Annotated in this window: 25 protein-coding genes and 1 pseudogene; 21 read left to right on the forward strand and 5 right to left on the reverse strand. The window is 71.8% G+C overall.

Features of this window, described 5'->3' with window-relative positions; all coding sequences use genetic code 11:
• Positions 1–57 precede the first annotated feature (57 nt).
• From RM704_RS25645 to RM704_RS25665, 5 genes are all read left to right on the forward strand, one after another.
• The gene (locus tag RM704_RS25645; RefSeq protein ID WP_033529394.1) at positions 58–387 is read left to right on the forward strand and encodes a hypothetical protein; all 330 of its coding nucleotides are present in this window, start codon (positions 58–60) and stop codon (positions 385–387) included.
• A 129-nt stretch (positions 388–516) separates the two neighbouring features.
• Positions 517–1338 (forward strand): helix-turn-helix domain-containing protein, encoded by an 822-nt coding sequence (locus tag RM704_RS25650; RefSeq protein WP_033529395.1) that lies wholly within the window; start codon positions 517–519, stop codon positions 1336–1338.
• On the forward strand, positions 1335–1547 hold the full coding sequence (locus RM704_RS25655; protein WP_033529396.1) for a DUF397 domain-containing protein: 213 nt from the start codon (positions 1335–1337) through the stop codon (positions 1545–1547). The genes RM704_RS25650 and RM704_RS25655 overlap by 4 nt, the downstream gene beginning before the upstream one ends.
• A 39-nt stretch (positions 1548–1586) precedes the next feature.
• Complete coding sequence (locus RM704_RS25660) at positions 1587–2465, forward strand: polysaccharide deacetylase family protein (protein WP_033529397.1); 879 nt, start codon at positions 1587–1589, stop codon at positions 2463–2465.
• Between the two features lie 34 nt (positions 2466–2499).
• Complete coding sequence (locus RM704_RS25665; RefSeq protein WP_033529398.1) at positions 2500–2715, forward strand: hypothetical protein; 216 nt, start codon at positions 2500–2502, stop codon at positions 2713–2715.
• Here RM704_RS25665 and RM704_RS25670 read toward each other — a convergent pair.
• Positions 2707–3378, reverse strand: coding sequence for a hypothetical protein (locus RM704_RS25670; RefSeq protein WP_033529399.1), 672 nt, complete (start codon positions 3376–3378; stop codon positions 2707–2709). The genes RM704_RS25665 and RM704_RS25670 overlap by 9 nt on opposite strands.
• The gene (locus tag RM704_RS25675; protein WP_033529400.1) at positions 3378–4292 is read right to left on the reverse strand and encodes an ABC transporter ATP-binding protein; all 915 of its coding nucleotides are present in this window, start codon (positions 4290–4292) and stop codon (positions 3378–3380) included. Before RM704_RS25675 ends, RM704_RS25670 begins: the two co-directional genes overlap by 1 nt.
• Before the next feature lie 70 nt (positions 4293–4362).
• Here RM704_RS25675 and RM704_RS25680 point away from each other — a divergent pair, with 70 nt between their 5' ends.
• From RM704_RS25680 to RM704_RS25710, 8 genes and pseudogenes are all read left to right on the forward strand, one after another.
• Positions 4363–5079 carry a peptidyl-tRNA hydrolase gene (locus RM704_RS25680; RefSeq protein WP_033529401.1) on the forward strand — a complete coding sequence of 239 codons (717 nt, stop codon included), beginning with the start codon at positions 4363–4365 and terminating at the stop codon, positions 5077–5079.
• Positions 5078–5272 (forward strand): annotated as a pseudogene (locus RM704_RS45630) (peptidyl-tRNA hydrolase); the annotation flags it as partial. The gene RM704_RS25680 and the pseudogene RM704_RS45630, both read left to right, overlap by 2 nt.
• 165 nt (positions 5273–5437) lie before the next feature.
• A complete protein-coding gene (locus RM704_RS25685; RefSeq protein WP_033529402.1) occupies positions 5438–6046 on the forward strand; it encodes a DUF4142 domain-containing protein in 609 nt (202 codons plus the stop codon).
• A gap of 130 nt (positions 6047–6176) precedes the next feature.
• Positions 6177–6983 (forward strand): DUF4142 domain-containing protein, encoded by an 807-nt coding sequence (locus tag RM704_RS25690; RefSeq protein WP_033529403.1) that lies wholly within the window; start codon positions 6177–6179, stop codon positions 6981–6983.
• 158 nt (positions 6984–7141) lie between these two features.
• Positions 7142–8506: an MbnB/TglH/ChrH family RiPP precursor modification enzyme gene (locus RM704_RS25695; protein WP_033529470.1), complete on the forward strand. Its 1365-nt coding sequence runs from the start codon at positions 7142–7144 to the stop codon at positions 8504–8506.
• A gap of 251 nt (positions 8507–8757) precedes the next feature.
• Positions 8758–9549 carry a DUF4142 domain-containing protein gene (locus RM704_RS25700; RefSeq protein WP_033529404.1) on the forward strand — a complete coding sequence of 264 codons (792 nt, stop codon included), beginning with the start codon at positions 8758–8760 and terminating at the stop codon, positions 9547–9549.
• A gap of 195 nt (positions 9550–9744) precedes the next feature.
• On the forward strand, positions 9745–10512 hold the full coding sequence (locus RM704_RS25705; protein ID WP_033529405.1) for a TIGR04222 domain-containing membrane protein: 768 nt from the start codon (positions 9745–9747) through the stop codon (positions 10510–10512).
• A 90-nt stretch (positions 10513–10602) separates the two neighbouring features.
• Entirely contained in the window at positions 10603–12225 is a 1623-nt protein-coding gene (locus RM704_RS25710) for an alpha/beta hydrolase (RefSeq protein ID WP_033529406.1), read from the forward strand.
• Between the two features lie 29 nt (positions 12226–12254).
• On the opposite strand, the gene hemQ is transcribed toward RM704_RS25710, so the two are convergent.
• Positions 12255–12986 carry a hydrogen peroxide-dependent heme synthase gene (gene hemQ, locus RM704_RS25715; RefSeq protein ID WP_033529407.1) on the reverse strand — a complete coding sequence of 244 codons (732 nt, stop codon included), beginning with the start codon at positions 12984–12986 and terminating at the stop codon, positions 12255–12257.
• 5 nt (positions 12987–12991) lie between these two features.
• Positions 12992–14497 (reverse strand): protoporphyrinogen oxidase, encoded by a 1506-nt coding sequence (gene hemG, locus RM704_RS25720; RefSeq protein ID WP_033529408.1) that lies wholly within the window; start codon positions 14495–14497, stop codon positions 12992–12994.
• 194 nt (positions 14498–14691) lie between these two features.
• Here hemG and RM704_RS25725 point away from each other — a divergent pair, with 194 nt between their 5' ends.
• The gene (locus tag RM704_RS25725) at positions 14692–15702 is read left to right on the forward strand and encodes a DUF4349 domain-containing protein (protein ID WP_033529409.1); all 1011 of its coding nucleotides are present in this window, start codon (positions 14692–14694) and stop codon (positions 15700–15702) included.
• A 54-nt stretch (positions 15703–15756) separates the two neighbouring features.
• Positions 15757–17160: an FAD-dependent oxidoreductase gene (locus RM704_RS25730; RefSeq protein WP_033529410.1), complete on the forward strand. Its 1404-nt coding sequence runs from the start codon at positions 15757–15759 to the stop codon at positions 17158–17160.
• A 111-nt stretch (positions 17161–17271) separates the two neighbouring features.
• Here RM704_RS25730 and RM704_RS25735 read toward each other — a convergent pair whose 3' ends face one another.
• Positions 17272–17610, reverse strand: coding sequence for a hypothetical protein (locus RM704_RS25735; RefSeq protein WP_192829743.1), 339 nt, complete (start codon positions 17608–17610; stop codon positions 17272–17274).
• A gap of 122 nt (positions 17611–17732) precedes the next feature.
• Between RM704_RS25735 and RM704_RS25740 the strand changes: the two genes are divergently transcribed.
• From RM704_RS25740 to RM704_RS25765, 6 genes are all read left to right on the forward strand, one after another.
• The gene (locus tag RM704_RS25740; RefSeq protein WP_033529411.1) at positions 17733–18542 is read left to right on the forward strand and encodes a rhomboid family intramembrane serine protease; all 810 of its coding nucleotides are present in this window, start codon (positions 17733–17735) and stop codon (positions 18540–18542) included.
• Positions 18543–19195: 653 nt separating this feature from the next.
• Positions 19196–20110: an ABC transporter ATP-binding protein gene (locus RM704_RS25745; RefSeq protein WP_033529412.1), complete on the forward strand. Its 915-nt coding sequence runs from the start codon at positions 19196–19198 to the stop codon at positions 20108–20110.
• Positions 20107–20988, forward strand: coding sequence for an ABC-2 transporter permease family protein (locus tag RM704_RS25750; RefSeq protein ID WP_033529413.1), 882 nt, complete (start codon positions 20107–20109; stop codon positions 20986–20988). The genes RM704_RS25745 and RM704_RS25750 overlap by 4 nt, the downstream gene beginning before the upstream one ends.
• A 48-nt stretch (positions 20989–21036) precedes the next feature.
• Positions 21037–21741 (forward strand): response regulator transcription factor, encoded by a 705-nt coding sequence (locus tag RM704_RS25755; protein WP_033529414.1) that lies wholly within the window; start codon positions 21037–21039, stop codon positions 21739–21741.
• Positions 21738–23255, forward strand: a complete 1518-nt coding sequence (locus tag RM704_RS25760; protein WP_033529415.1) for a sensor histidine kinase — start codon at positions 21738–21740, stop codon at positions 23253–23255. Before RM704_RS25755 ends, RM704_RS25760 begins: the two co-directional genes overlap by 4 nt.
• A 282-nt stretch (positions 23256–23537) precedes the next feature.
• Positions 23538–25790 (forward strand): MMPL family transporter, encoded by a 2253-nt coding sequence (locus RM704_RS25765; RefSeq protein WP_033529416.1) that lies wholly within the window; start codon positions 23538–23540, stop codon positions 25788–25790.
• Positions 25791–25851 lie beyond the last annotated feature (61 nt).

Here is a 25851-nt window from a genome sequence, read left to right on the forward strand (position 1 = left end):
ACCACCCTGGCCGGAACCCAGCTCTACAGCAGCGACGACATCGGTGAGGTCATGGGGATGACGCTGATCCGCCTCCACCCGGAGCGGATCACTCCCGCCCCCGAGTCCGAGGAGGAGCGGGCCCTGGTCGTGCTGCGCGCCCTGTCGGACCCCGGCGAGGACGAGGACCCCTTCCTGATCGGCTTCCTGATGCGGGGCGACGGCCTGCTCCGGCTGTACGTGCGGCACCCCGACGGCACGCGTGTCATCGGCGCCGACATCCGTCCGGCCGACGCCCTCACCGCTCTGATCGCCTCGCTCCCCTCCCTCGTGGAGGAGGAGGAACGGCACCGGCCCAGCCCGGACGATCCCCACTGCGATGTGCTGGTGGACCTCACCGACCGGTAATGGTGGCGCGCGGCGAGCGTGTACGGCACCGCGCCGTACACGCGTGTTCGATGGACAGTACGCGTAACCGTTCGTGACTCTGGGTGAGTTGATCGTGGGGAGATCCGACTCATCTGGAGGTGGCCGAGCATGGGTGTCGACTGGGAGCCGGACCCGTCCGACAGTCTGAAGACGTTCGGGGCGTTCGTACAGGCGCTGCGCGAGCATCACGGCTACACACGGGAGCAGTTCGCCCCGCTGGTGAGCTTCAGCGTGCACACCGTCGCCTCGATCGAGCTGGGCAGACGGATGGCGGACGAGGTGTTCGTGGAGCGGGCGGACCGGGTGCTGGGGGACACGGGCGCGCTGCGCAGGGCCGCGAAGCACGTCTCACGGCAGCCGGGCCTGGCGTCGTGGTTCCGTCGGTGGGCCCAGTTGGAGCGGCACGCGGTGAGCCTGTGCACGTACGAGTGCCGCCTCGTACCGGGGTTGTTGCAGCCGGAGTCGTACGTGCGGGCCTTGTGCGACGAGGACGTCCCGCCCTTGCCCGACGACGAGTTGGAGGCTCTCGTCACGGCTCGCATGCAGCGGCAGACCCTGTTCCGCGACGAGCCCAGGACCACGTTCGACTTCGTCGTCGAGGAGGCCGTGCTCATGCGCCGCCTCGGCGGCACGGCCGTCTGTGTGGAACTGCTCGACCACCTGCTGGCGGCAAGCACATTGCGCAACGTCACCCTCCAGATCATGCCTGCGCGCACAGAGCACCACGCCTGCCTGGCCGGCCCCATCCGCCTCCTCGAAACCCCCGATGCGCAGCGGTACGCGTACTGCGAGGGTCAGGAGAGCGGGCGCCTGATCGCCGACAGGAAGGAGGTGGCCAAGCTCTCCCTGCGCTATGCCAGACTGCGTTCGCAGGCCCTCTCCCCGCAGGACTCCGTGGGCCTGTTGAAGAGAATGCGAGGTGAGCTGTGAGCACCACTGAACTGCGCTGGACCAAGAGCAGCTACAGCAGCGCCCAAGGCGACGACTGCGTAGAAGTCGCCCCCCTCCCCTCCGCCGTCCACGTCCGGGACTCCAAGCGCCCCACCGGCCCCGCGCTGACCCTCTCCCCCGCCGCCTGGGCCCCCTTCATCGCCCAGGCGGGTGACTTCGGGGCTGACTCCCTGGCGTTCGGCAGCTGAACCGACTGTCCGCTGACCGCATCGCCGTACTTTCGTGCGGTGATCAGTCCCGTACGAACCATCACCGCGCTCTGCGCGCTCTGCGCACTCGGCGCGCTCGGTGCAGCTCTGACCGCCTGTGGCACCCCGCACGCCTCGACGCGCATCGTCAACGCCACCGCCAGCCCGTCGGCGGCGTCGGTGTCCCGGCCGCCCACGCTCGCGCCGGGTCCCGCCGGGCTGACGCCGGTGTTCGAGCACGGTCTGCGCAGCCGCACCGACAAGACCGTCGCGCTCACCTTCGACGCGGACATGACCGCGGACCAGGGTGAGCGGGCCGCCGCGGGCGAACGGTTCGACAACCCGGAGCTGATCGCCGCGCTGCGTCAGCTGAAGGTTCCGGCCACGCTGTTCATGACGGGGCGGTGGGTCGAGGAGTACCCGATCCAGGCGCGGTCCATCGGACGGGACCCCCTGTTCGAGGTCGCGAACCACTCGTACAGCCACCACGCCTTCACGGAGGACTGCCACGGCCTGCCGACCATGGCGCCCGCGCGCATGCGGGCGGATCTGGAGCGGGCGTACCGCGTGTTCCGGGAGGCGGGCGTCAGCGATCCGATGCCGTACTTCCGGTTCCCCGGCGGCTGCTACGACAGCCGCGCGCTGCGCAGGCTGAGCGCGTCCGGGGTGACGGCGGTGCAGTGGGACGTGACGAGCGGCGACGCGTTCGCGACGGACGCGGACGACGTGGTGCGGGAGGTGCTGGACGGGGTGCGGCCCGGGTCGATCGTGGTCATGCACTGCACACGGAGCGCGGCGCCGGTCACGGAGCGGGCCGTGCGGAAGATCGTGCCGGCGCTCCGGGAGCGCGGCTTCCGGTTCGTGAAGGTGTCGGAGCTGGTCGGAACGACGGCGGCGAGGGCGGTCGCGGCGCCCTGAGCAGGTCGGCGCGAGGCCGCTCTACGCTGGATGTATGAGCGACGACGACTACTGCGGCGGCGGCGAGGGGGCGGCGACCGCGACACCGGATCCGGCGCGGGCCCTGTCCCCGGAGACCGCCGGCGGTCCTCCCTTCGCCGAGTGCGTCCTGTGCCGGCAGCCCACCGAGTACCCGGAGTCCCACAGGGGGATCACCCTGTGCCCGGTGTGCGAGTGGAGGGAGGCCGAACGGACGGCCTGTTCAGGCTGAGCGGCGCCTGGTCAGGGCGCAGGCCACGGCGGTCGCGGCCGCCGTGAGGAGTCCGGCCGCGAGCAGGGGCAGGACGGGGACCGGGACGGTCGCGTGCCGCGAGCCGTCGACCAGGGCCGTGACCGCCGCCCTGGCCGGGGAGCCGGCCACCACCAGGGCCAGCAGGGCGCCGAGCAGGAGCGCGGGGACGGCCCGGCCCGGCGAACGCAGCAGCGGCCAGTTCGTGAGCGCGCCGACGGCCGTGCCGAGGAGGGCGCAGACGAGGGCGGCCAGGAGGCCCGCGCCGCCCGCCGGGAGTGCCTCGACGCGCGTCTGGTGGTCCGTGCTCGTGGGGGCGCTGATGAGCGTGACGAGGACCGTGGCCGCCGTCCCGAGGAGCGCGGCCGCCGAGAACGCGACCAGGACACAGGCCAGGTGCGCACGGCCCGGACCGGCCGCCGCCCCCGTACAACTGCGCGCGACGGGCGGCTCGTTGGTGACGCAGATCCGCATCAGCCACGCGGACACGGGCAGCAGCGCGGCGGCGGTGTAGCCGAGCGAGTCGAGCACCGGCTGTCCGCTCTGCACGCCGATGCCGAGGAACGCCGCGTACAGGATGACGGGCGGCAGCCAGCGCTGGGAGCGGACGAGAAGGGCTGCCTGGTAGCGGAGGAGGGCGGTCATCAGGAGCTTTCCACTTTCAGTTCCGGTTCCGGTTCCGACGTTCCCTGGGCCGCTGGTTCGGACACCGGGGTCACACGCACCACGTGCCAGGGCGGACGCGCTCCCAGCAACGCCCTGAGCAGCGCGTCGGAGCGGGCGGCCGGGACCGTGAACAGGCTGGTCCCTGAGCCTGACGTCTCTACCGCCGAGATCAAATCGTCTACGCCGGACGGCACTTGAGCCCCTGCCGCCCCCTGTCTCCGTCCCTCCACCACGACGAAGGTCCCTGCCGAGGTGTCCCCCTCCCCCGACCGGAGGTCGAGCGCGCCGTCGACCACCGCGTACGTCGCGTCGGCGGCCCCCGCGAGCCGGCGCGGGTCGTGGTCGACGAAGACCGCCGCGGCACCGGCGGCGGTCCGCTCGACCACCACGCGCTCCAACTCCTCGCGGGCGTCGGCGTCCAGGCCGGTCCACGCCTCGTCGAGCACGAGCAACTCCGGTTCGGCGAGCAGTGCCTGCGCCACGGCGACCTTCTGGCTGCTGCCCTTGGAGAGCTCCGCCATCGGTGTACGGGCGTACTCGGCGGCGCCGAAGCGCTCCAGCCACGCGTGGGCGGCGCGGGCGGCGGACGGGCGGTCCAGGCCGTGCACGGCGCCGAGGTGCGTGAGGTACGCGACGGCGGTGAACGGCAGCGCGGCGGGGAAGCGCTCGGGGACGTACGCCGTACGCGGGCGTCCCGTCACCCGGCCCTCCGTGGGCGCGTCGAGCCCGGCGAGGACACGGAGCAGCGTCGACTTCCCGGTGCCGTTCGCGCCCTCCACCCGGATCAGCGCGCCGCCGGCGATCTCCAGGTCGACGCCGCGCAGCACCCAGTCGCCACGGAAGCCGTACCGTCGGCCGACCCCCTCCAACCTCAGCAGTAACTCACGTTCCATGCCCCCATCCTCGTACAGGCGAGCGAGCGGGGGGGCGGGGCAGGGCGTTTCCGCCTGGCAGACTGGGCGGGTGACCACCGGTGACCCCACTCAGGACAGCCCTTTCCGGGACGAGCGGACCTCCCGCGACGAGGCGCCGCAGTTCGTGCTGCCCCTGGTCGCGCACATCGAGAAGGCCTCTCCCCCGGCGCGTACGGACGCGCTGGAGACGGCGGCGCGGGCGGTGTTGGTGATGCTGAGCGACGCGCGGTCGCGGGGCGACGGGGAGTGGGCCGAGGCGATGCGAAGCTGGCAGGACGCCCGGATCCGGAAGGTGGTCCGGCGGGCGCGCGGCGCGGAGTGGCGGCGGGCCGAGGCGCTGCCGGGGATCACGGTGACGGGCAAGTCGGCCGAGGTGCGCGTCTTCCCGCCGGTCCCGCTCGACGGCTGGCCCAAGGACCTGGCCCGCCTCCAGGTCTCCGGCACGGACCTCGACGACCCGGAGCCACCGGCCGACCCCGAGCCCGCGGCCCCGGTCCTGTGGCTGAACCCGGACGTCGAGATGTCGGCGGGCAAGGCGATGGCCCAGGCGGGCCACGGCGCCCAGCTCGCCTGGTGGGACCTGGACACCGCGGCCCGCGCCGCCTGGCGGGACGCGAACTTCCCGCTCGCCGTGCGCACCGCCGCCCCCGCCCACTGGCACACCCTCACCACGACCGACCTCCCCGTCGTACGCGACGCCGGCTTCACGGAGGTCGCCCCGGGCTCCTGCACGGTGGTCGCGGACCACCGACCCCTGCACGGCTGACCCCAGGCCGCCCGAAGAGCCGACGGCGGGCAAGCCGACGCCCCAAGCCGACCACGACGCCCAGCTCGCCTCATGGGACCCGGACACCGCGACCCGCACCGCCTGGCGAGACACGCACTTCCTCGCCGGCTTCACAGAAATCGCCCCCGGCTCCCGCACCGTGGTCGCGGACCACCGGCCCCTGCATGGCTGAGGGCGGCGGCCCGAGGCCCGAGCCGTGGTGAATCGTGTCCGCCTGAGCAGCCCTTCCTCAGCCGGCTCAAAGCCCGTTGAACAACTCCGCCGCACCGCACGTACTTCCCGGTACTGGCCAAGCAATTGCCCCAACGACCAGTTGGCATCACCCGGGAGGATCACTTTGCGGCGTCTCAACGGCTCGCTCATCGCCAGCCTGGCTCTCGTCGTCACCGTCGGCGCGCTGGCGTTTCCCGTATGGTCCTACGCCGACCGATCGGGCACCGCGCAGGCCAACATGGCCGCCAGCACGGTGAACACCCAGTGGGGGCCGCTGACGGCCGCCGACCGGGACCTCATCATCCGCGTGCGCCTCGCCGGACTGTGGGAGCTGCCGGCCGCCGAGAAGGCGATGGCACGGTCGAGCAGCCCGGAGGTCAAGGAGGCCGCGGACCACCTGATCGTGGGTCACAAGGACCTCGACGAGCGGGTGCGCAACGTCGCCTCACAGCTGGGCGTCGAGCTGCCGAACGTGCCGAACGAGCAGCAGGTGGGCTTCCTCGCGCAGATGGACAACGCGACCGACGACCAGTTCGACCGGGTCTGGGCCAACCTGCTGCGCTCCGCGCACGGCAAGATCTTCCCGGCCATCGGGCAGGTGCGGAACATGACCGAGAACACCCTGGTGCGCCAGCTGGCCTCGGACACCAACCAGACCGTGCTCGACCACATCACGATGCTGGAGAAGACCAACCAGGTCGACTTCGACGCGATCGCCAACGGCACGATCTGACGCGGCCCCGGCCCGCCCCCGAGCGGCGGGCCGCGACCGGACAGTCACAGCGGTACCCCAGCGGTCACCCTCCGCGCCCCAAGCAACAGTCAGTCCCCAACGATCAGTTGGTTTCCTCCGGGAGGCTCATTTGCGACGCTCCAAGGGCTCTGTCCTCGTCGCCCTGGCGATCGCCGGCACGCTCACCGCGGTCGCCTACCCCATCTTCTACTCGTACCCCAACCGCAACGCGACAGCCGCGGCCGCGCTCACCGGTGACACGGTGACCACGCAGTGGGGGCCGCTCACCCCCGCCGACCGTGACCTGCTGATCCGGGTGCGGCTGGCGGGCCTGTGGGAGCTGCCCGCCGGGCAGCAGGCACTGGAGCGCAGCGGCAGCCAGTCGGTCAGGGAGGCCGCCGACCACCTGATCGTGGGCCACACCGACCTCGACAAGCGCTCACGGGTCATCGCCGCGAAGCTGGGCGTCGAGCTGCCGAACCAGCCGACGGCGGAACAGCAGGGCTGGCTGGACCAGATGACCGCCTCCAAGACCGAGGCCGAGTACAACAAGACGTGGGCGAACCTGCTGCGGGCCGCCCACGGCAAGATCTTCCCGGCGATCGCCACCGTGCGGAACTCCACCCGCAACACGCTGATCCGCCAGCTGGCCTCCGACGCCAACCAGACCGTGCTGGACCACATCACGATCCTGGAGAAGACCGGCGAGGTCGACTTCGCGACGATCGCCGACAACTCGGTGAGCGGCACCGCGAGCCCGACCGGCCCGCCGCCGCCCGTCCCCGGCCAGGTGCCGCCGGCCGCGCCCCCGGCCGTGCCGTCCACCAACCCGGACGTGCAGTCCAAGCCGTCGCCCTTCGAGTCCGACGCGGTCCCCACCGGTCGTCCGGACCCGGAGGAGATCAACAAGGACCAGGGTCTGCCGCAGGTCCAGTAGAAAGCTCAAATGTTGCTCTGAAGGTCCCCTCCACGGGGTTCGGCCCCGGCTGTCGGGGCCATGACTCCGTCACGCCGGAACACAGGTCCGCCGTAAGGAGACACACACAGGGTCCTGGTGAAGCCGTGGCCGACGTGACCGAGGAGGGGACGGGGACGATGGAGCAGATCGCACAGTTGGGGACGGGGATCGGCTGGCGGCCGGAGATCGCCGACGCCGTGGAGCGCATGGCCGGTGCGGACGGCGGTGTCGACTGGGTCGAGGTCGTCGCCGAGAACGTCTGTCCCGGCCACATCGCCGAGTCGTTGCTGCGTCTGCGCGAGCGGGGCGTCACGGTCGTGCCGCACGGTGTCTCCCTCGGTCTCGGCGGCGCCGACCGCCCCGACGAGCAGCGCCTGCGCTCCCTCGCCGAGCGCGCGGAGGCACTGGGCGCCCCCCTCGTCACCGAGCACATCGCCTTCGTCCGGGCGGGCGGCGCCCTCACCGCGTCGCCGCTGCTGGAGGCCGGTCACCTGCTGCCGGTGCCGCGCACCCGGGACGCCCTGGACGTGCTGTGCGAGAACGTCCGGATCGCCCAGGACGCGCTGCCGGTGCCGCTCGCGCTGGAGAACATCGCGGCGCTCATCAACTGGCCGGGCGAGGAGATGACCGAGGGACAGTTCCTCTACGACCTCGTCGACCGCACCGGCGTCCGGCTTCTCATCGACGTGGCGAACCTGCACACCAACCACGTCAACCGGGGCGAGGACCCCGCGAAGGCGCTCGACGAGCTGCCGGTCGAGGCCATCGCGTACGTCCATGTCGCGGGCGGCTTCGAGCGCGACGGGGTCTGGCACGACAGCCACGCCCACCCCGTCCCGCAGCAGGTCCTCGACGTCCTCGCCGACCTCGCCTCCCGTGTCGCCCCGCCGGGCGTGCTCCTGGAGCGCGACGACAACTTCCCCGAGCCGGGCGAGCTGGAGCGGGAGCTGGGGGCGATCCGAGGGGTGCTGGAGAAGGCCGGGGCGCCCGAGCCCGGCAAGGGGGTGCGAGGCCCCGACAGGAGTGTGCGAGGCCCCGAGCGGAAGGCGCCCGCGGCCGGATCGGCCACAGGTGCGGAGGCCGAGCCCGTCGCCCGGCAGCGGCTCGGGCTCGCGCAGGCGGCGCTGCTGTCCGCGCTGGTCGCGGGGACCCCGGTGCCCGAGGGGTTCGACCGGGTGCGGCTGGGCGTCCAGGCGCGGGCCCTCGCGGCCAAGCGGGCGGACGTGGTGGCCAAGGTGGCGCCGGAGCTCCCGGAGATCCTCGGATCGTCGTACCGGCCGACCTTTGTCGCGTACGCGCAGGGCCACCCGATGACCGACGGTTACCGGCGGGACGCCCTGTCCTTCGCCGAGCACGTGCTGCTCACGGGCCGCCCGGAGGACGCGGACGTCCTGCGGGAAGTGCGCCGCTGGTGGCTGGAGCGCTCGGGCCCCGCGCCGCTCTCCCAGCGGCCGACGGCCCGGCTGGCCCGCGCGACCCGCAGGGTACTGCTACGCCGGTGAGCCGGGGCGTTCACCCCCAGATGTGCTGCGATTAACAGACCCGTGCCCCCCGCACGGGTCCACCGGCCCGTGCGCCATGTTTTGGCGTGATTCGTCCGCCCCTTCACCTACCCCATCCTGCGCGCTTTGTCCCCTCCTCAACCGTTCCTCCGCATACGGCAGTTGGCGTAGACCGGGCAGTAACATACGGGTGTGTAGGCCGATCAGCACCCGTTGCGCACTAGCGTGCGGTGCCGCGAGCAGGAGGCACCATGCGAACCACCAACGGCAGAGGAGGACTGTTCAGTGGCACAGGACTCATCGTCGCCGGACTGACGGCGACGCTCGTCGCCTTGCTCTTCCCCATCTGGTCGTACGCGGACCGCTCGGGCACCGGCGTGAGCGTGCTCAACGCGTCCACCGTGACGACGCAGTACGGCCCGCTGTCCGCCCTGGACCGCGACTTCGTCACCAAGGTCAGACTGGCGGGGCTGTGGGAGCTGCCGGCCGGGCAGCAGGCCCAGACGAAGGGCTCCACCCTGGCCGTACGCACCGCGGGGGAGCATCTCGTCGAGGGGCACACCTTCCTCGACGCGCGGGTCCGCAATGTCGCCGCGCGCCTCGCCCTGCCCCTGCCCAACCAGCCGAGCGACCAGCAGAAGGCATGGCTGGACACCCTGACCGCGGCGCAGGGCGAGACCTACGACCGCGAGTTCGCCAACATCCTGCGGCTGGCACACGGCAAGGTCTTCTCCGTCGTCGCCCAGGTCCGGGCCACCACTCGCAACTCGCTGGTGCGTGACCTCGCCGACGACGCCAACACCACCGTCCTCGACCACATCAAGGTGCTGGAGGCCACCGGGTTCGTCGACTACGACGCGATCGCCCGCGACGCCGCCTCCGCGAGCGCCCCGCCGCTCACCAACTCCCCCACCCCGCCGACCCCGTTGGACGACCCCGGCTCCCCCGTCCCGGTGACCCCCTCGCCCACGCCGTCACGGCCGGACCCGTCACCGACGTACTCCCTGCCTCCGGCCGCCAACGGCCCGGTGGACGACGGCTGAGGACGGATCACGGCTGACGATGGATTAAGGCTGAGGACAGGGCACCGGCCGGGCCCGAAGGACCGGCCGCCCGCCGCTGCCCGGTCCTGCCAAATGCGGGCCGCGTCGGCGAACAAACGGAAGAGAGCGGCCACCTTCCCCGCCGATAACGGACATCGCGCGATGCGGCCCGGGGCGGGCGCATAGAAACACGCCATGCTCTGGGTCCTCTTCCTCCTGCTGGCCTGGGCCGCCGCCGGCGTGTCCTGTGCCCGACTCTGTCTGACCTCGATGCGTGCGGCGGCGGCCGACTCCGACGTCCACGCCGACCACGCCCACCACTGCCACCGGCTCACGCTGTACGAGGCGGCGTTCCTGTCCGGCGGCCCGGCACGCGTCGCCGACCTCACCCTGGTCTCCATGGCCGGCCGGCGCGGACTCCTGCTCGCGCACACCGGTTGGGTGACGGTGGTGGACCCGGACGGCCGGGACGACATGGAACGCTCCGTGATCGGCGCGATAGGCCCCGGCGGACAGTCCCGGATAGCGCCCGTACGCCGGACCGCCGCGGCCGCGGACTCCGTACGCCGCCTCTCCGACCGGCTCGTCGCGGCGGGGCTGGCCGTGCCCGACGCCGCGCGCACGGGCGTGGCCGACGCGGTCACCCAGGTACGGGGCGCCGCGCTGGGCGTGTGCGGACTGGGTGCGCTGGCGTTGATGCTGCCCTCGCAGGGGTACGCGGAGCATCACGTGCTGGTCGCGCTGTGGTTCGCGTTGCCGCTGGTGCTGACGCTCAGCTGTCTGGTCATCGCACGGGTCGAGAGGCGTCCCGGTACGCGTTGGGCGACACCGGAGGGGGTGCGGGTGCTGCGGACCGTCGCGGGCCGGGGCGGAGGCGACCTGGCGGATCTCGTCTCCGTGGCCGTCTGGGGCGTGGGGGCGGTGGGGTCCCCGGAGCTACGGGCGGCCTTCGGACAGCGATAGCGACGACGACACTCCCTGACAGTCCTTTACATTCGCCCTATTTAAGGCCAAACATCCCTTTGTCGCTGTCGTGCTTCGGAGGGATTCGCCATGCGGGCTGCCGTTCTCCACGGGACTGTCGGGGCGCTGGTGCTGAGTTGCCTCGGTGCCGCGCCGGCCGCGGGGGACACGAGCCGGACGGCGGCGGAGTCGGTCGCCCTCGCGGCGGAGTCGGTCGCCCTCGCGGCCGAGCGGGCCGCGGACGAGGGAATCCGGTTCGGTAGGTGCCCGGTGGCGGAGGGGCTGCCGGACGGGGTGCGGTGCGGGACGGTCGAGGTGCCGCTCGACTACGCACGGCCCGACGGCCCGCAGATCTCACTGACCGTCAGCCGGATCGAGGCCAAGGGCAAGGACGCGAAGGGGAGGAAGGTCGCCCGGCAGGGGGCACTCGTCTTCAACCCGGGCGGGCCCGGCGCCTCCGGGATGTACTTCCCGCTCGCCGGCTATCTCCCGGGCTGGAAGCGCGTCGGCGCCGCCTACGACCTCGTCGGCTACGCCCCGCGCGGGGTCGGCCGCTCGGCACCGCTGTCCTGCCAGGACCCGAAGCGACTGCACCGGGGACCCGCGCCGGCGCCGACGCACCCCTCGGAGACGTACAAGAAGGAACGCGTCGCACGAGCCCAGGCGTACGCGCGAAGCTGCGCGCGGCGGGGCGGGAGCGCGCTGCGGCACTACCACTCCCTCAACAACGCTCGTGACCTGGACGTCCTGCGCGCCGCGCTCGGCGAGCCACGACTGACGTTCATGGGGGCGTCGTACGGGACGTACATCGGGGCGCTGTACGCGGCCCTGTTCCCCTCGCACGTACGCCGGATGGTCTTCGACTCGGCCGTGAACCCGGCCCCCGAACAGATCTGGTACCGCAACAACCTCGACCAGTCGGCCGCGTTCGAGGGGCGCTGGGCGGACTTCCGGGCCTGGGTCGCCAGGCACCACCGGGTGTACGGGCTGGGTGACACCCCGCAGAAGGTGCTGCGGAGCTACGAGCGGGCGGCGGCGCGGCTGGCCGCCCGGCCCGCCGCCGGCAAGGTCGGCCCGGGCCAGCTGCAGGGCGCGTTCCTCCAGGCCGCGTACTACGACGACCACTGGCCGCAGCGTGCCCTGGCGCTCTCGGCGTATCTGAAGGGCGACCCGAAGCCGCTCGTCCAGATCGCCGGTCCGTACCCGGAGGCCGCCGTCGAGCAGGAGAACACGAAGGCCGTCTACACGGCCGTCGAGTGCAACGACGCGCCCTGGCCGACGCGGTGGAGCGTCTGGGACCGCGACAACACCCGGCTCGCGCGGACCGCGCCCTTCGAGACGTGGGACAACGTGTGGACGAACCTGCCGTGCGCCTACTGGAGCGGTCCGCGGCAACGACCGCTCGACGTGCGGACCGGCCCCGGCGAGCTGCCGCCGACGCTGATCCTGGCGGCCGAGCGGGACGCGGCCGCGCCCTACGACGGGGCGATCGAGCTGCACCGGCGGCTGTGGGGTTCGGTACTGGTCACCGAGCGGGACGCGGGGAACCACGGGGTCGCGGGCGGGTCCAACGACTGCGTCAACGCGTACCTGGAGGCTTACCTGTTGCGGGGGCGGGCGCCCGTGCGGAGGGCCGCGTGCGCGGGGCGGCCGGAGCCCGGCGCCACGCCGGGCGGCAAGGCCGTCGGGGAACCGCGGGCCGTCAGTGGCTGATCGCGCAGTTCCCCGCGCCCTTCACGGGCCTAGGCGAGGCCCGCCACCAGCTCCGCCACCGACTTGCGGCGGCCCGTGTAGAACGGGACCTCCTCGCGGACGTGCATCCGGGCCTCCGAGGCACGCAGGTGCCGCATGAGGTCGACGATGCGGTACAGCTCGTCGGCCTCGAAGGCGAGGATCCACTCGTAGTCGCCCAGCGAGAAGGAGGCGACCGTGTTGGCCCGGACGTCGGGGTAGCCGCGGGCCATCTTGCCGTGGTCGGCGAGCATGCGGCGGCGGTCCTCGTCGGGCAGCAGGTACCAGTCGTAGGAGCGCACGAAGGGGTAGACGCTGACGTAGTCGCGGGGCGTCTCGTCGGCGAGGAACGCCGGGATGTGCGACCGGTTGAACTCGGCGGGGCGGTGCAGCGCCATGTTCGACCACACCGGGGTGAGCGCGCGACCGAGCCGGGTGCGGCGGAAGAGGTTGTACGCCTCCTGGAGCTGGTCGCTGGTCTCGGCGTGCCACCAGATCATGACGTCGGCGTCGGCGCGCAGGCCCGACACGTCGTACGTACCGCGGATGGTCACGTCCTTGGCGGCGAGCTGGTCGAACAGCTCCTGGACCTCGTCGGCGTAACCGGCGCGGTCCTCCGGCAGCACGTCCTTCAGCCTGAAGACGGACCACAGCGTGTAACGGATGACCTCGTTGAGGTCCTTGGCCAGCTTGCCCTTGTTCGGGATCCGGCCGGACTCGGTGGTGGGGGCGTCGTCGCTCATGGGTCTCATTCTCCCGCTCCGCCGTGGAGGCTCTGCACCGGGTGGGCCGTGAGGTGCCGCACCGCGCGCAGGTCACCGTGGATCTGGTCGACCGCGGCGGCGGCGCTCGCGACGCACGCCGGGATGCCGACGCCGTCGTACGCCGCGCCGCAGACCGCGAGGCCCGGCAGCTTGCCGAGGTGCTCGCGCAGGCGCGCCACGCGTGCGTGGTGGCCGACCGGGTACTGCGGCAGACCGTCGTCCCAGCGGGTGACGCGGGTCTCCAGGGGGACGGCGGACAGACCGGTGGCCTCGCGCAGGTCGGTTCTCGACACCTCCACCAGGTGGGCGTCGTCGCGCTCCAGGATCGCCGTCTCGCCGTACCGGCCGACCGAGGTGCGCAGGACCAGCAGGTCCGGGTTCTCGTCGGCGATCCAGCCCCACTTCTGGGAGGCGAAGGTGGACGCCTTGATGGTGCGGCCGTCGACCGGCGGCACCAGGAAGCCGCTGCCCTCGGGGAGGGTGACGTCGGCGCGGCGGTAGGCGAGGGTGACCAGGGCCATCGAGGCGTACTCGACGGCCGCCAGCTCGGCGGCGGCCTCGGGCGCCTCGGCCCGCAGCAGGCCGGCGGCGACCGGGGCGGGGACGGCCACGACGACGGCGTCGGCGTGCAGGACCCGGGTGTCGCCGTCCTCGCCGCTCCCCGCGCCGCCCGCACCGCCTCCGGTGACGACGCGCCAGCCGCCCGCCGCCTGACGGCGCAGTTCCGTGACGGGGGTGCGGGTGAGGATCTCGGCGCCGCGCGCCCGCACCGACGCGGCGACCGCGAGCGGCAGCCGCCCCACACCGCCCTCGATTCCCATGAAGACCGGCCCGGTCTGCCCGGCGACGGCCGCCCGCTCCTGGATGCCCCGGACGGCCTCGGTGAGGGAGGCGTGGGTCCGCGCGGCCTCGAAGAGCTGCGGGACGGCCGAGCGCATCGAGATGCGGTACGCGTCGCCCGCGTAGACCCCGCCGAGCAGCGGCTCCACCAGGCGGTCGACGACCTCGCGGCCGAGGCGGGCGGCCACGTACTCCCCCACCGCCACGTCGTCGCCGATCTCGGTGCGCGGCAGGTCGGCGTCGCGCTCGATGCGGGCCAGCCCTTCGTCGGACAGCACCCCGGCGAGGGCGGACGCGGTGCCGGGGACCCCCATGACGTGGCCCTTGGGCATGGGGCGCAGGGCGCCCCGGGTCCAGAGGGAGGCGGTGGCGGTGGCGGGCGGCTGGAGCCGGTCGGCGAGGCCGACCTGCCGGGCGAGGGCGACCGCCTCGGGCCGACGGGCCAGGATCGACTCGGCGCCAAGGTCGACGCGGGCACCCGCGATCTCGCCCGGCAGCAGCTTGCCGCCGACCCGCTCCGAGGCCTCCAGGACGGTCACTCTCGCACCCCGGTCCAGCAGCCCGTGCGCGGCGGCGAGTCCCGCGATACCGGCCCCGATGACGACGACATGCCCGGCGTCGCGCCCGACGTCCGTAGGTGATCCGCTCATGGTTCCAGCCTCTCAGACGTCACTGACAGTCATGGCGCCGGTCCCGCCCGCCGTGGTGGAGCCGTCGTGGCCCCGCCGAGTCCCGACCGTGACCGCTTCGCGACCGCCCCCGCCCAACGTTCCGACCCGCTCCGGCGTCAAAGGACCGTCAGCAAGGCAGACAGGCAGTTCTCGACCCTCGGGGGGACACCGCAATGGCCGAAACACGTGTACGACGTTCCCGGCGGCGGGCAGGGGCCCTGGCCGCCCTGTTCCTCGCCGCCGCCCTGGCCGTCACGGGCTGCGGCGCCGGCGACGCGGCAACCGACTCGGCCAAGAGCGGCGCGGGCGTGGGCCGGGCCGACGACGGCATGGCCCAGCAGGAGGGCGCCCTCGCCGACCAGAGCGGCAACAGCGACTACACCGGCAAGGGCAAGGCCTCCGACGCGCCGCCGAGCGTCAGCCCGAGCCACATCATCCGCACCGCCACCCTGACCGTGCGGGTCAAGGACGTGCCGAAGGCCCTGGACGACGCCCGCACCGCCGTCGAGGGCGTGGGCGGCTTCGTCGGCAGCGAGTCCACCACCCGGGACGGCGAGGACCGCGAGCGCACCCGGGTCGTCCTGCGCGTGCCCGCCGAGAAGTACGACGAGGTCCTGACCGAACTGGAGGGCACCGGCAAGCTGATCGAGCGGAAGACGAAGGCCGAGGACGTCACGGACCAGGTCGTCGACGTGGAGAGCCGCATCAAGACGCAGAAGGCGAGTGTGGCCCGGATCCGCGAGCTGATGGACCGGGCGACCAAGCTCGGTGACGTGGTCACCCTGGAGGGCGAGTTGAGCACCCGTCAGGCCGACCTGGAGTCGCTGCTGGCCCAGCAGAAGTCCCTGAAGGACCGCACCAGCCTGGCCACCATCACGCTGACCCTGTCCGAGACCGCGGTGAAGAAGGCCCCCGAGAACGACGACCCCGGCTTCATGGACGCGCTGGCGGGCGGCTGGGGCGCGTTCGTCGCCGTCTTCCGCTGGCTGGGCCTGGCACTCGCCGCGGTCCTCCCCTTCGCGGTGGCGACGGCTGTGCTGCTGCTCGTGTGGTACCGCCTCAACCGCTCCCGCCGGCCCGCGACGGCGACGGCGGGAGCGGGAGCGGCCGCTCCGCTGCCGGCCGCCACGCCGGACACGGAGAAGAAGAAGGAGGAGAAGGAGGGGAAGGAGGAGCGGGAGTGACGCGGGCTCGGGAGTGGCGCGGGGTCGGGAGGCGGGGACCCGTAGCGTGTCCCCATGAACACGAGCCGCGCTGAAGAACGTTCGAGGGAACGCCTGGTGGTCGTCGGAGGCGACGCGGCGGGTATGTCCGCCGCGTCGCAGGCGCGTCGGCTGAAGGGCCCCGACGCCCTGGAGATCGTGGCGTTCGAGCGGGGCCACTTCACCTCCTTCTCGGCATGCGGCATCCCCTACTGGGTGGGCGGCGACGTCCCCGAGCGGGACCGGCTCATCGCCCGCTCGCCCGAGGAGCACCGGGCCCGGGACATCGACGTCCGCATGCGTACGGAGGTCGTCGAGATCGACGTCGAGGGCGCCCGCGTCCGTGCGCGGGACCTCGACGCGGGCACCGAGTCCTGGACCGCGTACGACAAGCTCGTCATCGCGACCGGCGCCCGGCCCATCCGCCCCGACCTGCCCGGCGTCGACGCGGACGGGGTGCACGGTGTGCAGACCCTGGACGACGGCCAGGCCCTGCTGGACACGCTGACCGCCACCGAGGGCCGTCGCGCGGTGGTCGTCGGCGCGGGATACATCGGCGTGGAGATGGCCGAGGCGCTCATCAACCGGGGGTACGAGGTCACGGTCGTCAACCGCGGCAAGGAGCCGATGTCCACCCTGGACCCGGACATGGGCCGACTGGTGCACAAGGCCATGGAGGGCATGGGCATCACCATGGTGGACGACGCCGAGGTCACCGCCCTGCGCACCGACGACGACGGCCGCGTCCGCGCGGTCGCCACCGAGGACGCCGAGTACCCGGCGGACGTGGTGGTGCTGGGCATCGGCGTCCGCCCGGAGACGGAGCTGGCGCGCGCGGCCGGCCTGCCCGTGGGCGACCACGGCGGCCTGCTCACCGATCTCGCCCTGCGCGTGCGGGGCCATGCGAACATCTGGGCCGGCGGCGACTGCGTCGAGGTCCTCGACCTGGTCTCGGGCCGTGAGCGGCACATCCCGCTCGGCACCCACGCCAACAAGCACGGCCAGATCATCGGCGCCAACATCGGTGGCGACTACGCCACCTTCCCCGGTGTCGTCGGCACCGCCGTCAGCAAGGTCTGCGACCTGGAGATCGCCCGCACCGGCCTCCGTGAGAAGGACGCCGACCGGGCCGGCCTCCAGTACGTCACCGTCACCATCGAGTCCACGAGCCGCGCGGGTTACTACCCCGCCGCCGCTCCCATGACCGTGAAGATGCTCGCCGAACGCCGCACCGGCCGCCTCCTCGGTGTCCAGATCGTCGGCCGGGAGGGCGCGGGCAAGCGCGTCGACATCGCGGCGGTGGCCCTCACCGCGGGCATGACGGTGGAACAGATGACCGCGCTCGACCTCGGCTACGCCCCGCCCTTCTCCCCCGTCTGGGACCCGGTCCTGGTGGCGGCGAGAAAGGCGACGGCGGCGGTGAGGTCGGGCACCTCATGAATCGGGCGCCGGTGAACCCGGGGGGCGTGGCCTCCAGGGGCGCGGGGAACTGCGCGACCAGCCACGACGCCCCCGCACCCGGCACCGCACAGCACCGCCACGGCGCCCCCGTCACACAGCTGACGTACCGGTGATCCGGTCGATGGCCTGCCGAGCCTGCTCCGTCGGCGGCCGCGACGGCAGCGAGGACACCGACGCGGCGGACGTCACCGCGGACGGCGCGGTCGTCGGCGCCGCTGTCGGCTTCGCATGGGCCGCCGCCGGCCGAGCCGACCGCAACCGATGGCTCACGGCCTCGTCCAGGGTCACCGGCCGCTGCATCCGCGCGGCCAACCGCCCGGCCTCCTGGCCGAGCGCGGCCACGTCTTCCCAGGGCAGCCGCACCACCAGCGAGATCTCGGCCTCACCATCAGGGGTGGCGTGCATCGCCGGGGCAACTCGGTCGTTCATCGCCTGTTCCTCACGTAGTACGTAGATCCGCGGTTGAGAACTCATACGCACCACTCACCCCGCACGTTCACCGAACCCCGGGGCGCCTGATTCCGGCCCCGTATCCCGGGCACAAGTCCGGTGTGGTCATCCCCGTCCATGACGTGAACCCCGTGGGCCGCACGCCCTACGTGACATACGCACTGATCGCCGCGAACGTCTTCGTCTTCGTCTTCATGCCGGGTCTCGCCGGCTCCCTGCCGGGTGACAGCGAGCCTGCCCGGCTGTGCCACACACAGGCGTTCCTGGAGCAGTACGCGGCGATACCCCAGGAGTTGATCCGCCATCAGCTGCCCCGGCTGGTGCCCACCGGCGAACTCGCCCCGTCGGGCGGCTGCGCGCTGGGCCCGCCGGGCTACGACAAGTCACCCGCGCTGTCCGTCCTCACCGCGCTGTTCCTGCACGGCGGCTGGCTGCATCTGCTGGGCAACATGCTGTTCCTGCTGATCTTCGGCAACAACATCGAGGACCGGCTGGGGCATGTGCGGTTCGCGCTGTTCTACGTGGCGTGCGGATACGCGGCCGCGTACGGTTTCGCCCTCGCGAATGCCGACTCGGCCGACCCGCTGATCGGCGCGTCGGGGGCGATCGCCGGAGTCCTGGGCGCCTATCTGGTGCTGTACCCGAGGGCCAGGGTCTGGGTCCTCGTGCCCTTCCTGATCTTCCTGCCACTGCGGCTGCCGGCCTGGATCGTGCTGGGGTTCTGGTTCGGGCTTCAGGCGGTGCAGTCGTCGGACCAGGGCGTATCGGACGCCGGGACCGTGGCGTATTTGTCGCACGTCACCGGCTTCGTGGCGGGCATGCTGCTGGCCTGGCCGCTGCGGCCCGGCACTCCGCCGCCTCCTGAGCCCCGGGGGCTGCTGTTCGGGAGGCGGGCACGGCCGGGATGGTGAGAACGGCCGGCGCCGACTCAACGTAAGGGGAGGGTCATGCGCTGGGCGATCGCATCGAAAGCTGCACGCCCTCTCCAGTTCGGAAAAGGCAGGCCCCTTCCATGTCCCGCCCGCAAGGGCACACAGCCCGGTCGCGCGGCGCGGAATGCGGCAGAGCATTCCCGTTCGGCGAAACCGGGATTCACAACACCACTTTTTCTTTTCCGCGCCGACATTTGGCGGTGGCAGGCATGCGGTGAGGGCCGCCGCCGCGCAGGCTGCCGGCTCATTTCGGAGCCCTTGCAGGCCTCGGCTCGATCGGCTTGGACGGCGACTTGATCGGCTTGGACTGCGTCCAGGGGTGCTCCCGTCGTGTCACCGGTCGACAAGGCCACCTGCGTTTCGAAGGCCGGCCGGCGCCGGTCTCCTCCTGCGGGACCACCTCCCGCCGCGCGGCGGTGGCCATCCTTGGCTGCCGACCGGAGGCCGGCATGGCCGGCATGTGAGTTTCATGTGAGTCGAAGGGCTCCCCGGTGCGGCCTGCCGAGTCTTCCCAGGTACAGGCTTGGCATTCCCATGAGACGTTCATGTTCGTCCAGATCCGGTTCACGGCGGCGGCGGACAGTGAGTGGTGCACGCGAGGTCGCGTGCACCACCGCCGGTCTGGAGTCTTGATGATCGAAGTACGTGGCCTGTCAAAACGCTATGGCGAGGTCCTGGCCGTGGACGATCTGACGTTCGCTGTCCGGCCCGGGGAAGTGACGGGGTTCCTGGGGCCCAATGGTGCCGGCAAGTCGACCACCCTGCGGATGATCGTGGGCCTGGACGCCGCCAGTTCCGGGACTGCGACTGTGGGTGGGCGGCCGTACGTCGCGCAGCCCACGCCGCTGAAGGAGGTCGGGGCGCTCCTGGATCCGGGCGCGGTGCTGCCCAGCCGCACCGCCTATCACCACCTGCTGGCGCTGGCGGCCGGCAATGGGATCCCGAGCAGCCGGGTCGAGGCGGTGCTGGCGGAAGTCGGCTTGGAGAACGTGAGCCGCCGGCGTGCGGGGACGTTCTCCCTCGGCATGCGTCAGCGGCTGGGGATCGCGGCGGCCCTGCTGGGTGATCCACCGGCGCTGGTCTTCGACGAGCCGCTCAATGGGCTGGACCCGGAGGGCATCATGTGGATCCGCTCGCTGATGCGGAGGATGGCGGCCGAAGGACGCGCGGTTCTGATGTCCAGCCATCTGATGAGCGAGATGGAACTGACCGCTGACCACCTCATCGTCATCGGCAGGGGACGGCTGATCGCCGACACCACGATGAAGGACTTCATCGAGGCTCACTCCGAGCGCGAGGTCTTCGTCCGCAGCCCCCAGGCCGAGGAACTGCGCGGCATGCTCGGTGCGGCCGTTCAGGTGCGGACCGAGAGCGGCGACGCTCTGGTGGTGACCGGCCTGGAGGCCGCCGAGATCGGCGCGCTGGCGTCGGCCGGCGGAGTGGAGCTGCACGAGCTCGCTCCGCGCCAGGTGTCGCTGGAAAAGGCGTTCATGGACCTGACCCGGGACGCGGTGGAATACCGGTCGGAGAAGGAGACGAGTCGATGACACGCCCCCTTGCGCACGTCCTCGCCGGGGCGACGAAAGCCCGCCGGCGCCCGCTCGTGCTCCGACTTCAGCCACAACCGCGGCGTGCGCGGGGTGGGAAGGCGACGTTCCGGCACTGCCTGCACGCCGAGTGGATCAAGATTCGTACGATGCGGTCGACGTTATACGTGGTCCTGGGCACCCTGGCGTTCTGCCTCGGACTCGCCGCGCTGAACAGCTCGTCCGCGGGCCATGAGTTCGCGGACCTGAGCGCTGCGGACCAGGCATCGTTCGACCCGCTGGCCACCAGCCTGCGCGGTTACCTGCTCGCGCAGATCGCGCTCGGTCTGCTGGGCGGTCTGGTCATCACGTCCGAGTACGGCGCGCGAACGATCGTCCCCACCTTGCTCGGGGTTCCGCACCGGGCGCGGGTGCTGGCATCCAAGGCTGTGGTGCTGGCGGGCGTGGCGCTCCCGGTCGGGATCGCGGTGTCGCTGGCCGGGTTCGTGGTCGGGCAGGCGTCGCTGTCCGGGGCGGGCGCTCCGCACCTGGCGCTCTCCGACGGCGTGGCACTGCGCGGCATCTTCGGGGGTGGCTCGTACCTGGCACTGGCCGGGCTCTTCGGACTGGCTCTGGGCACGGTGATCCGCTCCACGACGGCAACGGTGACCACACTGTTCGGGGTGATGCTGATTGTTCAGGCGTTCGCCCCGGCCCTGCCCGGAGGACTGGGCGACTGGGTGTCGAAGTACTGGCCGCCGATCGCTGGCGGGCAGATCATCACCAGCCATCAGGACCCCGACTTGCTGAGTCCCTGGGCAGGGGTGGGTGTCATGGTGGGGTCCGTGGCCGTTCTGATGGCGGCGGCATTCATTGTCTTCCGCAGGCGTGACGCGTAGCGGGGCGGGACAGTGAAGACAGAAGATCATCGGGCGGGGACAGGGGCCATGGCGACGACACAACGACTGCTGCTGGTCGAGGACGAGCCCACGCTGTGTGAGTTGCTGTCCGCCAGCTTGCGGCTGGCCGGCTTCGAGGTGACTCCGGCCCGGACGGGAGGCCAGGCCCTGGAAGCGGTCCGCGACGACCGACCCGACCTGATCGTCCTGGATGTGATGCTGCCCGACCTCGACGGCTTCGAGGTGGCACGTCGTCTGCGTGAGGACCCCTCCGGCCCGGGAATCGGGCAGCCGCCGATCCTCTTCCTGACCGCCCGGGACGCGGCGGAGGACCGCATCAGCGGTCTGCGGGCGGGCGGGGACGACTACGTCACCAAGCCCTTCAACCTCGAGGAACTCATCCTGCGCATCCAGGCCGTGCTGCGCCGCACCAGCGGCCGTCGTCCCGATGGGCTCCTGGTGGTGGACGACCTGGAGCTCGATCCCGACAGCCACCAGGTGACCCGCGGCGGCCGGCCGGTGCAACTGTCTCCGACCGAGTTCAGTCTGCTGCGCGTGCTGATGGAGAACGCCGGCCAGGTGCTGTCCAGGCATCAGCTTCTGGACCACGTCTGGCACTACGACTTCGACGGTGACGACTCCATCGTCGCGTCCTACATCAGCTACCTGCGCCGCAAGATCGACATCGCGGAACCGAAGCTGATCCACACCGTGCGCGGGACCGGCTACGTTCTGCGCAGGTCCCGCGCATGAGTGCCGCTTCACCGCGCGGGCCGATCAGCCGGATGTCGCTGCGCGGGCGGGTCGTGGCCATCACGCTGCTGCTGGTCGTCACCGCCCTGCTGGCCGGCAACGCCGTACTCGTCACCCTGCTGGAGCGGCAACTGGTGCACCAGCTGGAAGACCGGCTGCGCGCCGCTGCCGCGACGGCGGCGCGGCTGTCGAACCTGGAAGACGTGCCCGGTGAGACGGCACCGGAGCTGCGCGAGGCGGTGGAGCGCGACCTGACGGGTGACGTCTACGTCGCCTACCTCGATTCCCAGGGCCGACTGCGGCGTACGCTGCGTCCGGCTGTGCACAGCGCCCCACGTCTTCCCGCCCTGGACGCAGCGGCGGTCGCGGCCCGCGAACAGCGCCCGTTCCAGGTGGCGGCCAAGGGCGACGGTGACGAGTGGCGTGTCATCGCGACTTCTTTGGCCCCGGGTCAGGACGTCGAGGCGGGCAAGGGCGGCAGCGTCGTCGTGGCCGGTTCTGTGGCTCCGGTCCATACGACGATCCGGCACCTGGGCGTGTGGATGCTGGTGATCGATGCGGTGGTGCTCATCGGGTTGGGCGTCGTCGCCTGGTTCGCGGTGCGGGCCGGCTTGCGGCCGCTGCGGCGCATCGAGAGAACGGCAGCCGCCATCGCGGGCGGGGACCTGTCCAGCCGGGTGCCGCAGCCGGCCACCATGCGCACAGAACTGGGCCGGTTGTCCGCTGCCCTCAACGGCATGCTGGACCGCATCGAAGCCGGCGACGCCGCCCGCGCGGCCACCAACGCGCGCATGCGTACCTTCCTCGCGGACGCCAGCCACGAACTGCGCACCCCGCTGTTCGGGATCAAGGGCTTCACCGAGCTGTACCGGATGGGCGGCATGCCCCAGCGTGCGGACGTCGATGCCGCCATGAGCCGTATCGAGCGGGAAGCAGCCCGCCTGGTCCGCCTCGTCGAGGAACTGCTGCTGCTCGCCCGGCTCGACGAAGACGCCACCGCCGACGCGCGTCTGACCCTTCGTCTGACTCCCATGGACCTGCGCACCCTGGCCGCCGACGCGCTGCACGACCTGCGGGTCATGGCACCCGACCGTCCCGTCACCCTGACCGGCCCGGGCGGCGGCCCGCCCGGTGGCGCCCCGGTTCTGGGCGACGAGTCACGCCTGGGGCAGGTCACCTCCAACCTCGTCGGCAACGCCATCGCCCACACCCCGCCCGGCACGCCGGTACGCATCGGTGTCGGCACTCTGCGGGACCAGGCCGTCCTCGAACTCAGCGACGAGGGGCCAGGGATGACAGCCGAACAGGTCACTCACGTCTTCGACCGCTTCTACCGTGCCGACACCGCCCGCGGCCGCACACAGACCGGCGGTGCCGGACTTGGTCTGTCCATCGTCCGCTCCCTGGTGACCGCTCACCAGGGCCGTGTCGAGGTGTGCTCCCAGCCTGGGGAGGGCACCACGTTCCGCGTCCTGCTGCCGTTGCATTCCGACAGCTCCGTCGGCAATTCCTGAGGATCGCCCGAGCCCGTCGGTCCGCTGTCGCGGACAGCGGGCCGTAACCGACACGCAGATTGCTCAACAGAACCGATGGCGTGCTCCGCCAAGTGTGCCGCCGTCCTGTTCTGCGCTGCCTCCTGCCGTTCATCGCAGGAGGCCTACCGGCGGGATATGACACCCCGCCGAGCCCTACTTGTTTTTGAGTACGGGGGATCGTCGATCGGGCGGACGACCCGAATACGGCTTGCCCGGCAGGGTGAATGACGTTCCCGATATCCAGATATGGAGATGTCTTTCATGGCGACTTTCTTGCATCGGGTGGGCCGCTGGGCCTTCCGAAGGCGTCGCACCGTGGTGCTGGCCTGGGTGGCCGTACTGGCTGCCGTATTCCTCGGGGCCTCCAGCGCGTCCGAGGCATCGGAGGACTCGTCCTCCCTGCCCGGCATCGAGTCCCAGCAGGCATTCGACCTGATCAATGAGCGGTTCCCGGGCGCCGAAGCGGACGGTGCGGAGGCCCGCATCGTGTTCGTCGCGGAACACGGCCGGCAGGTCACCTCCGCCGCCGGCCGGTCGGCCATCGGTGAACTCGTCGAGGCGGTGGCCGACGGGCCGCAGGTCGCCGACGCGGCCGGCCCCTTCGACACGAACGCGGTCAGCAAGGACAGGTCGACCGCGTACGCCACCGTCACCTACAAGGTCGCCGGCGACGATCTCACCGACGCCAGCAAGACGGACCTGACCAAGGCGGTCGAGCGGGCCCGGGACGCGGGCCTGACCGTCGAGGTCGGCGGCTCCGCGCTGGAGACCGAAGCCGCGCAGGGCCTGGGTGAAGTACTCGGCGTACTCGTCGCGGCGGTGGTTCTGCTGATCACCTTCGGCTCACTCGCCGCCGCCGGCCTCCCCCTGCTCACCGCCATCCTCGGCGTCGGCATCAGCCTGGCCGGAATCACGGCTCTGAGCAGTGCCTTCGGATTCTCCTCGACGGTCGGTGAACTGGCGATGATGCTCGGCCTCGCCGTCGGCATCGACTACTCCCTGTTCGTGGTCTCGCGCTACCGGGAGGAGCGGGCCAAGGGACACCAGCCGCAGGAGGCGGCGGCCCTGGCCGTGGGCACGGCCGGAAGCGCGGTCGTCTTCGCCGGACTCACCGTCGTCATCGCCTTGCTGGGTCTCTCCGTCATCGGCGTCCCGATGCTCAGCAAGATGGGTATCGGCTCGGCAGGCGCCGTCATGGTCGGAGTCCTGATCGCCCTGACCGCGGTGCCGGCGCTCCTGGGCTTCTGGCCGAACGCGGTGCTCTCGCGCCGTGACCGCAAGGGCGGACGTCGCTCCGGCACCAAGATCCTCAGCCTCGTCGGCAGGACCAGGACGGCCGGCACCACCACGAAGGCCCCCCGGGGTGTCCGCTGGGCGCAGTTCGTGGTGCGCCGCCCGCTGCCCGTCCTGCTCCTGTCGGTGATCGGCCTCGGGGCGCTCGCGGTGCCGTCGCTCGACCTGCGGATGGGCATGCCTGGCGATGAGGCCAAGTCGACCGCGACCACCGAGCGCCGCGCCTACGACGCGCTCGCCGAGGGCTTCGGCCCGGGCTTCAACGGCCCGCTGACCGTCGTGGTCGACGTCCAGGAGGCCAAGGACCCGCAGGCGGCCGTGACAGCGGTCTCCGAAAAGCTCGCCGGCACCGAGGGAGTCGTCTCCGTCTCCCCGCCACGGTTCAACGAGGCCGAAGACACGGCGGTGATCGCCGCTGTCCCCTCAACCGCACCCACCAGCCGACAGACGCAGGACCTGGTGCACACCATCCGCAGCGAGCGCGGTGCGGTGGAGTCCTCCACCGGCGCCGACCTCATGGTCACCGGCACCACCGCTCTGAACATCGACGTGGGCCAGAAGATGCAGGACGCCCTCATTCCCTACCTCGCGGTCGTCGTCGGTCTCGCCTTCCTCCTCCTGGCCCTGGTCTTCCGTTCGATCCTGGTGCCGCTGAAGGCCGCGCTCGGCTTCCTGCTGTCCGTCGGTGCGGCCCTCGGCGCGATCGTCACGGTCTTCCAACAGGGCCACGGAGCCGGCCTCTTCGGCGTCGACGAAACCGGCCCGATCATGAGCACCATGCCCATCTTCCTGGTGGGTATCGTCTTCGGCCTCGCCATGGACTATCAGGTCTTCCTCGTCTCCCGGATCCGGGAGGCGCACATCCACGGAGAAGGGCCCGGCCAGGCCATCGTCACCGGATTCCGGCACAGCGCCCAGGTTGTGGGGGCAGCGGCGCTGATCATGATGGCGGTGTTCGGCGGGTTCATGACGGGCGGCGAGTCCCTGGTCAAGATGGTCGGCTTCGGACTGGCCAGTGCCGTCTTCTTCGACGCCTTCGTCGTCCGTATGGCCTTCGTGCCCGCGGTCCTGGCGCTCCTCGGCAAGCGGGCATGGTGGCTGCCGCGCCGGCTGGACCGGTTGATGCCCCGCGTCGACGTCGAGGGCGAAGCACTCACCCAGCAGGCCTCGTCGCCGAGTGAACTGCCCGCCGACGATCCACGGGCCTCCATGACGGTCTGACGCACGTGCCGACCGGGCCGCTCCACCCCAGTCCCGGAGCGGCCCAAACCGGCCTCCACTC

It is taken from the genome of Streptomyces gottesmaniae (assembly GCF_031845845.1).
Lineage (GTDB): Bacteria > Actinomycetota > Actinomycetes > Streptomycetales > Streptomycetaceae > Streptomyces > Streptomyces akebiae.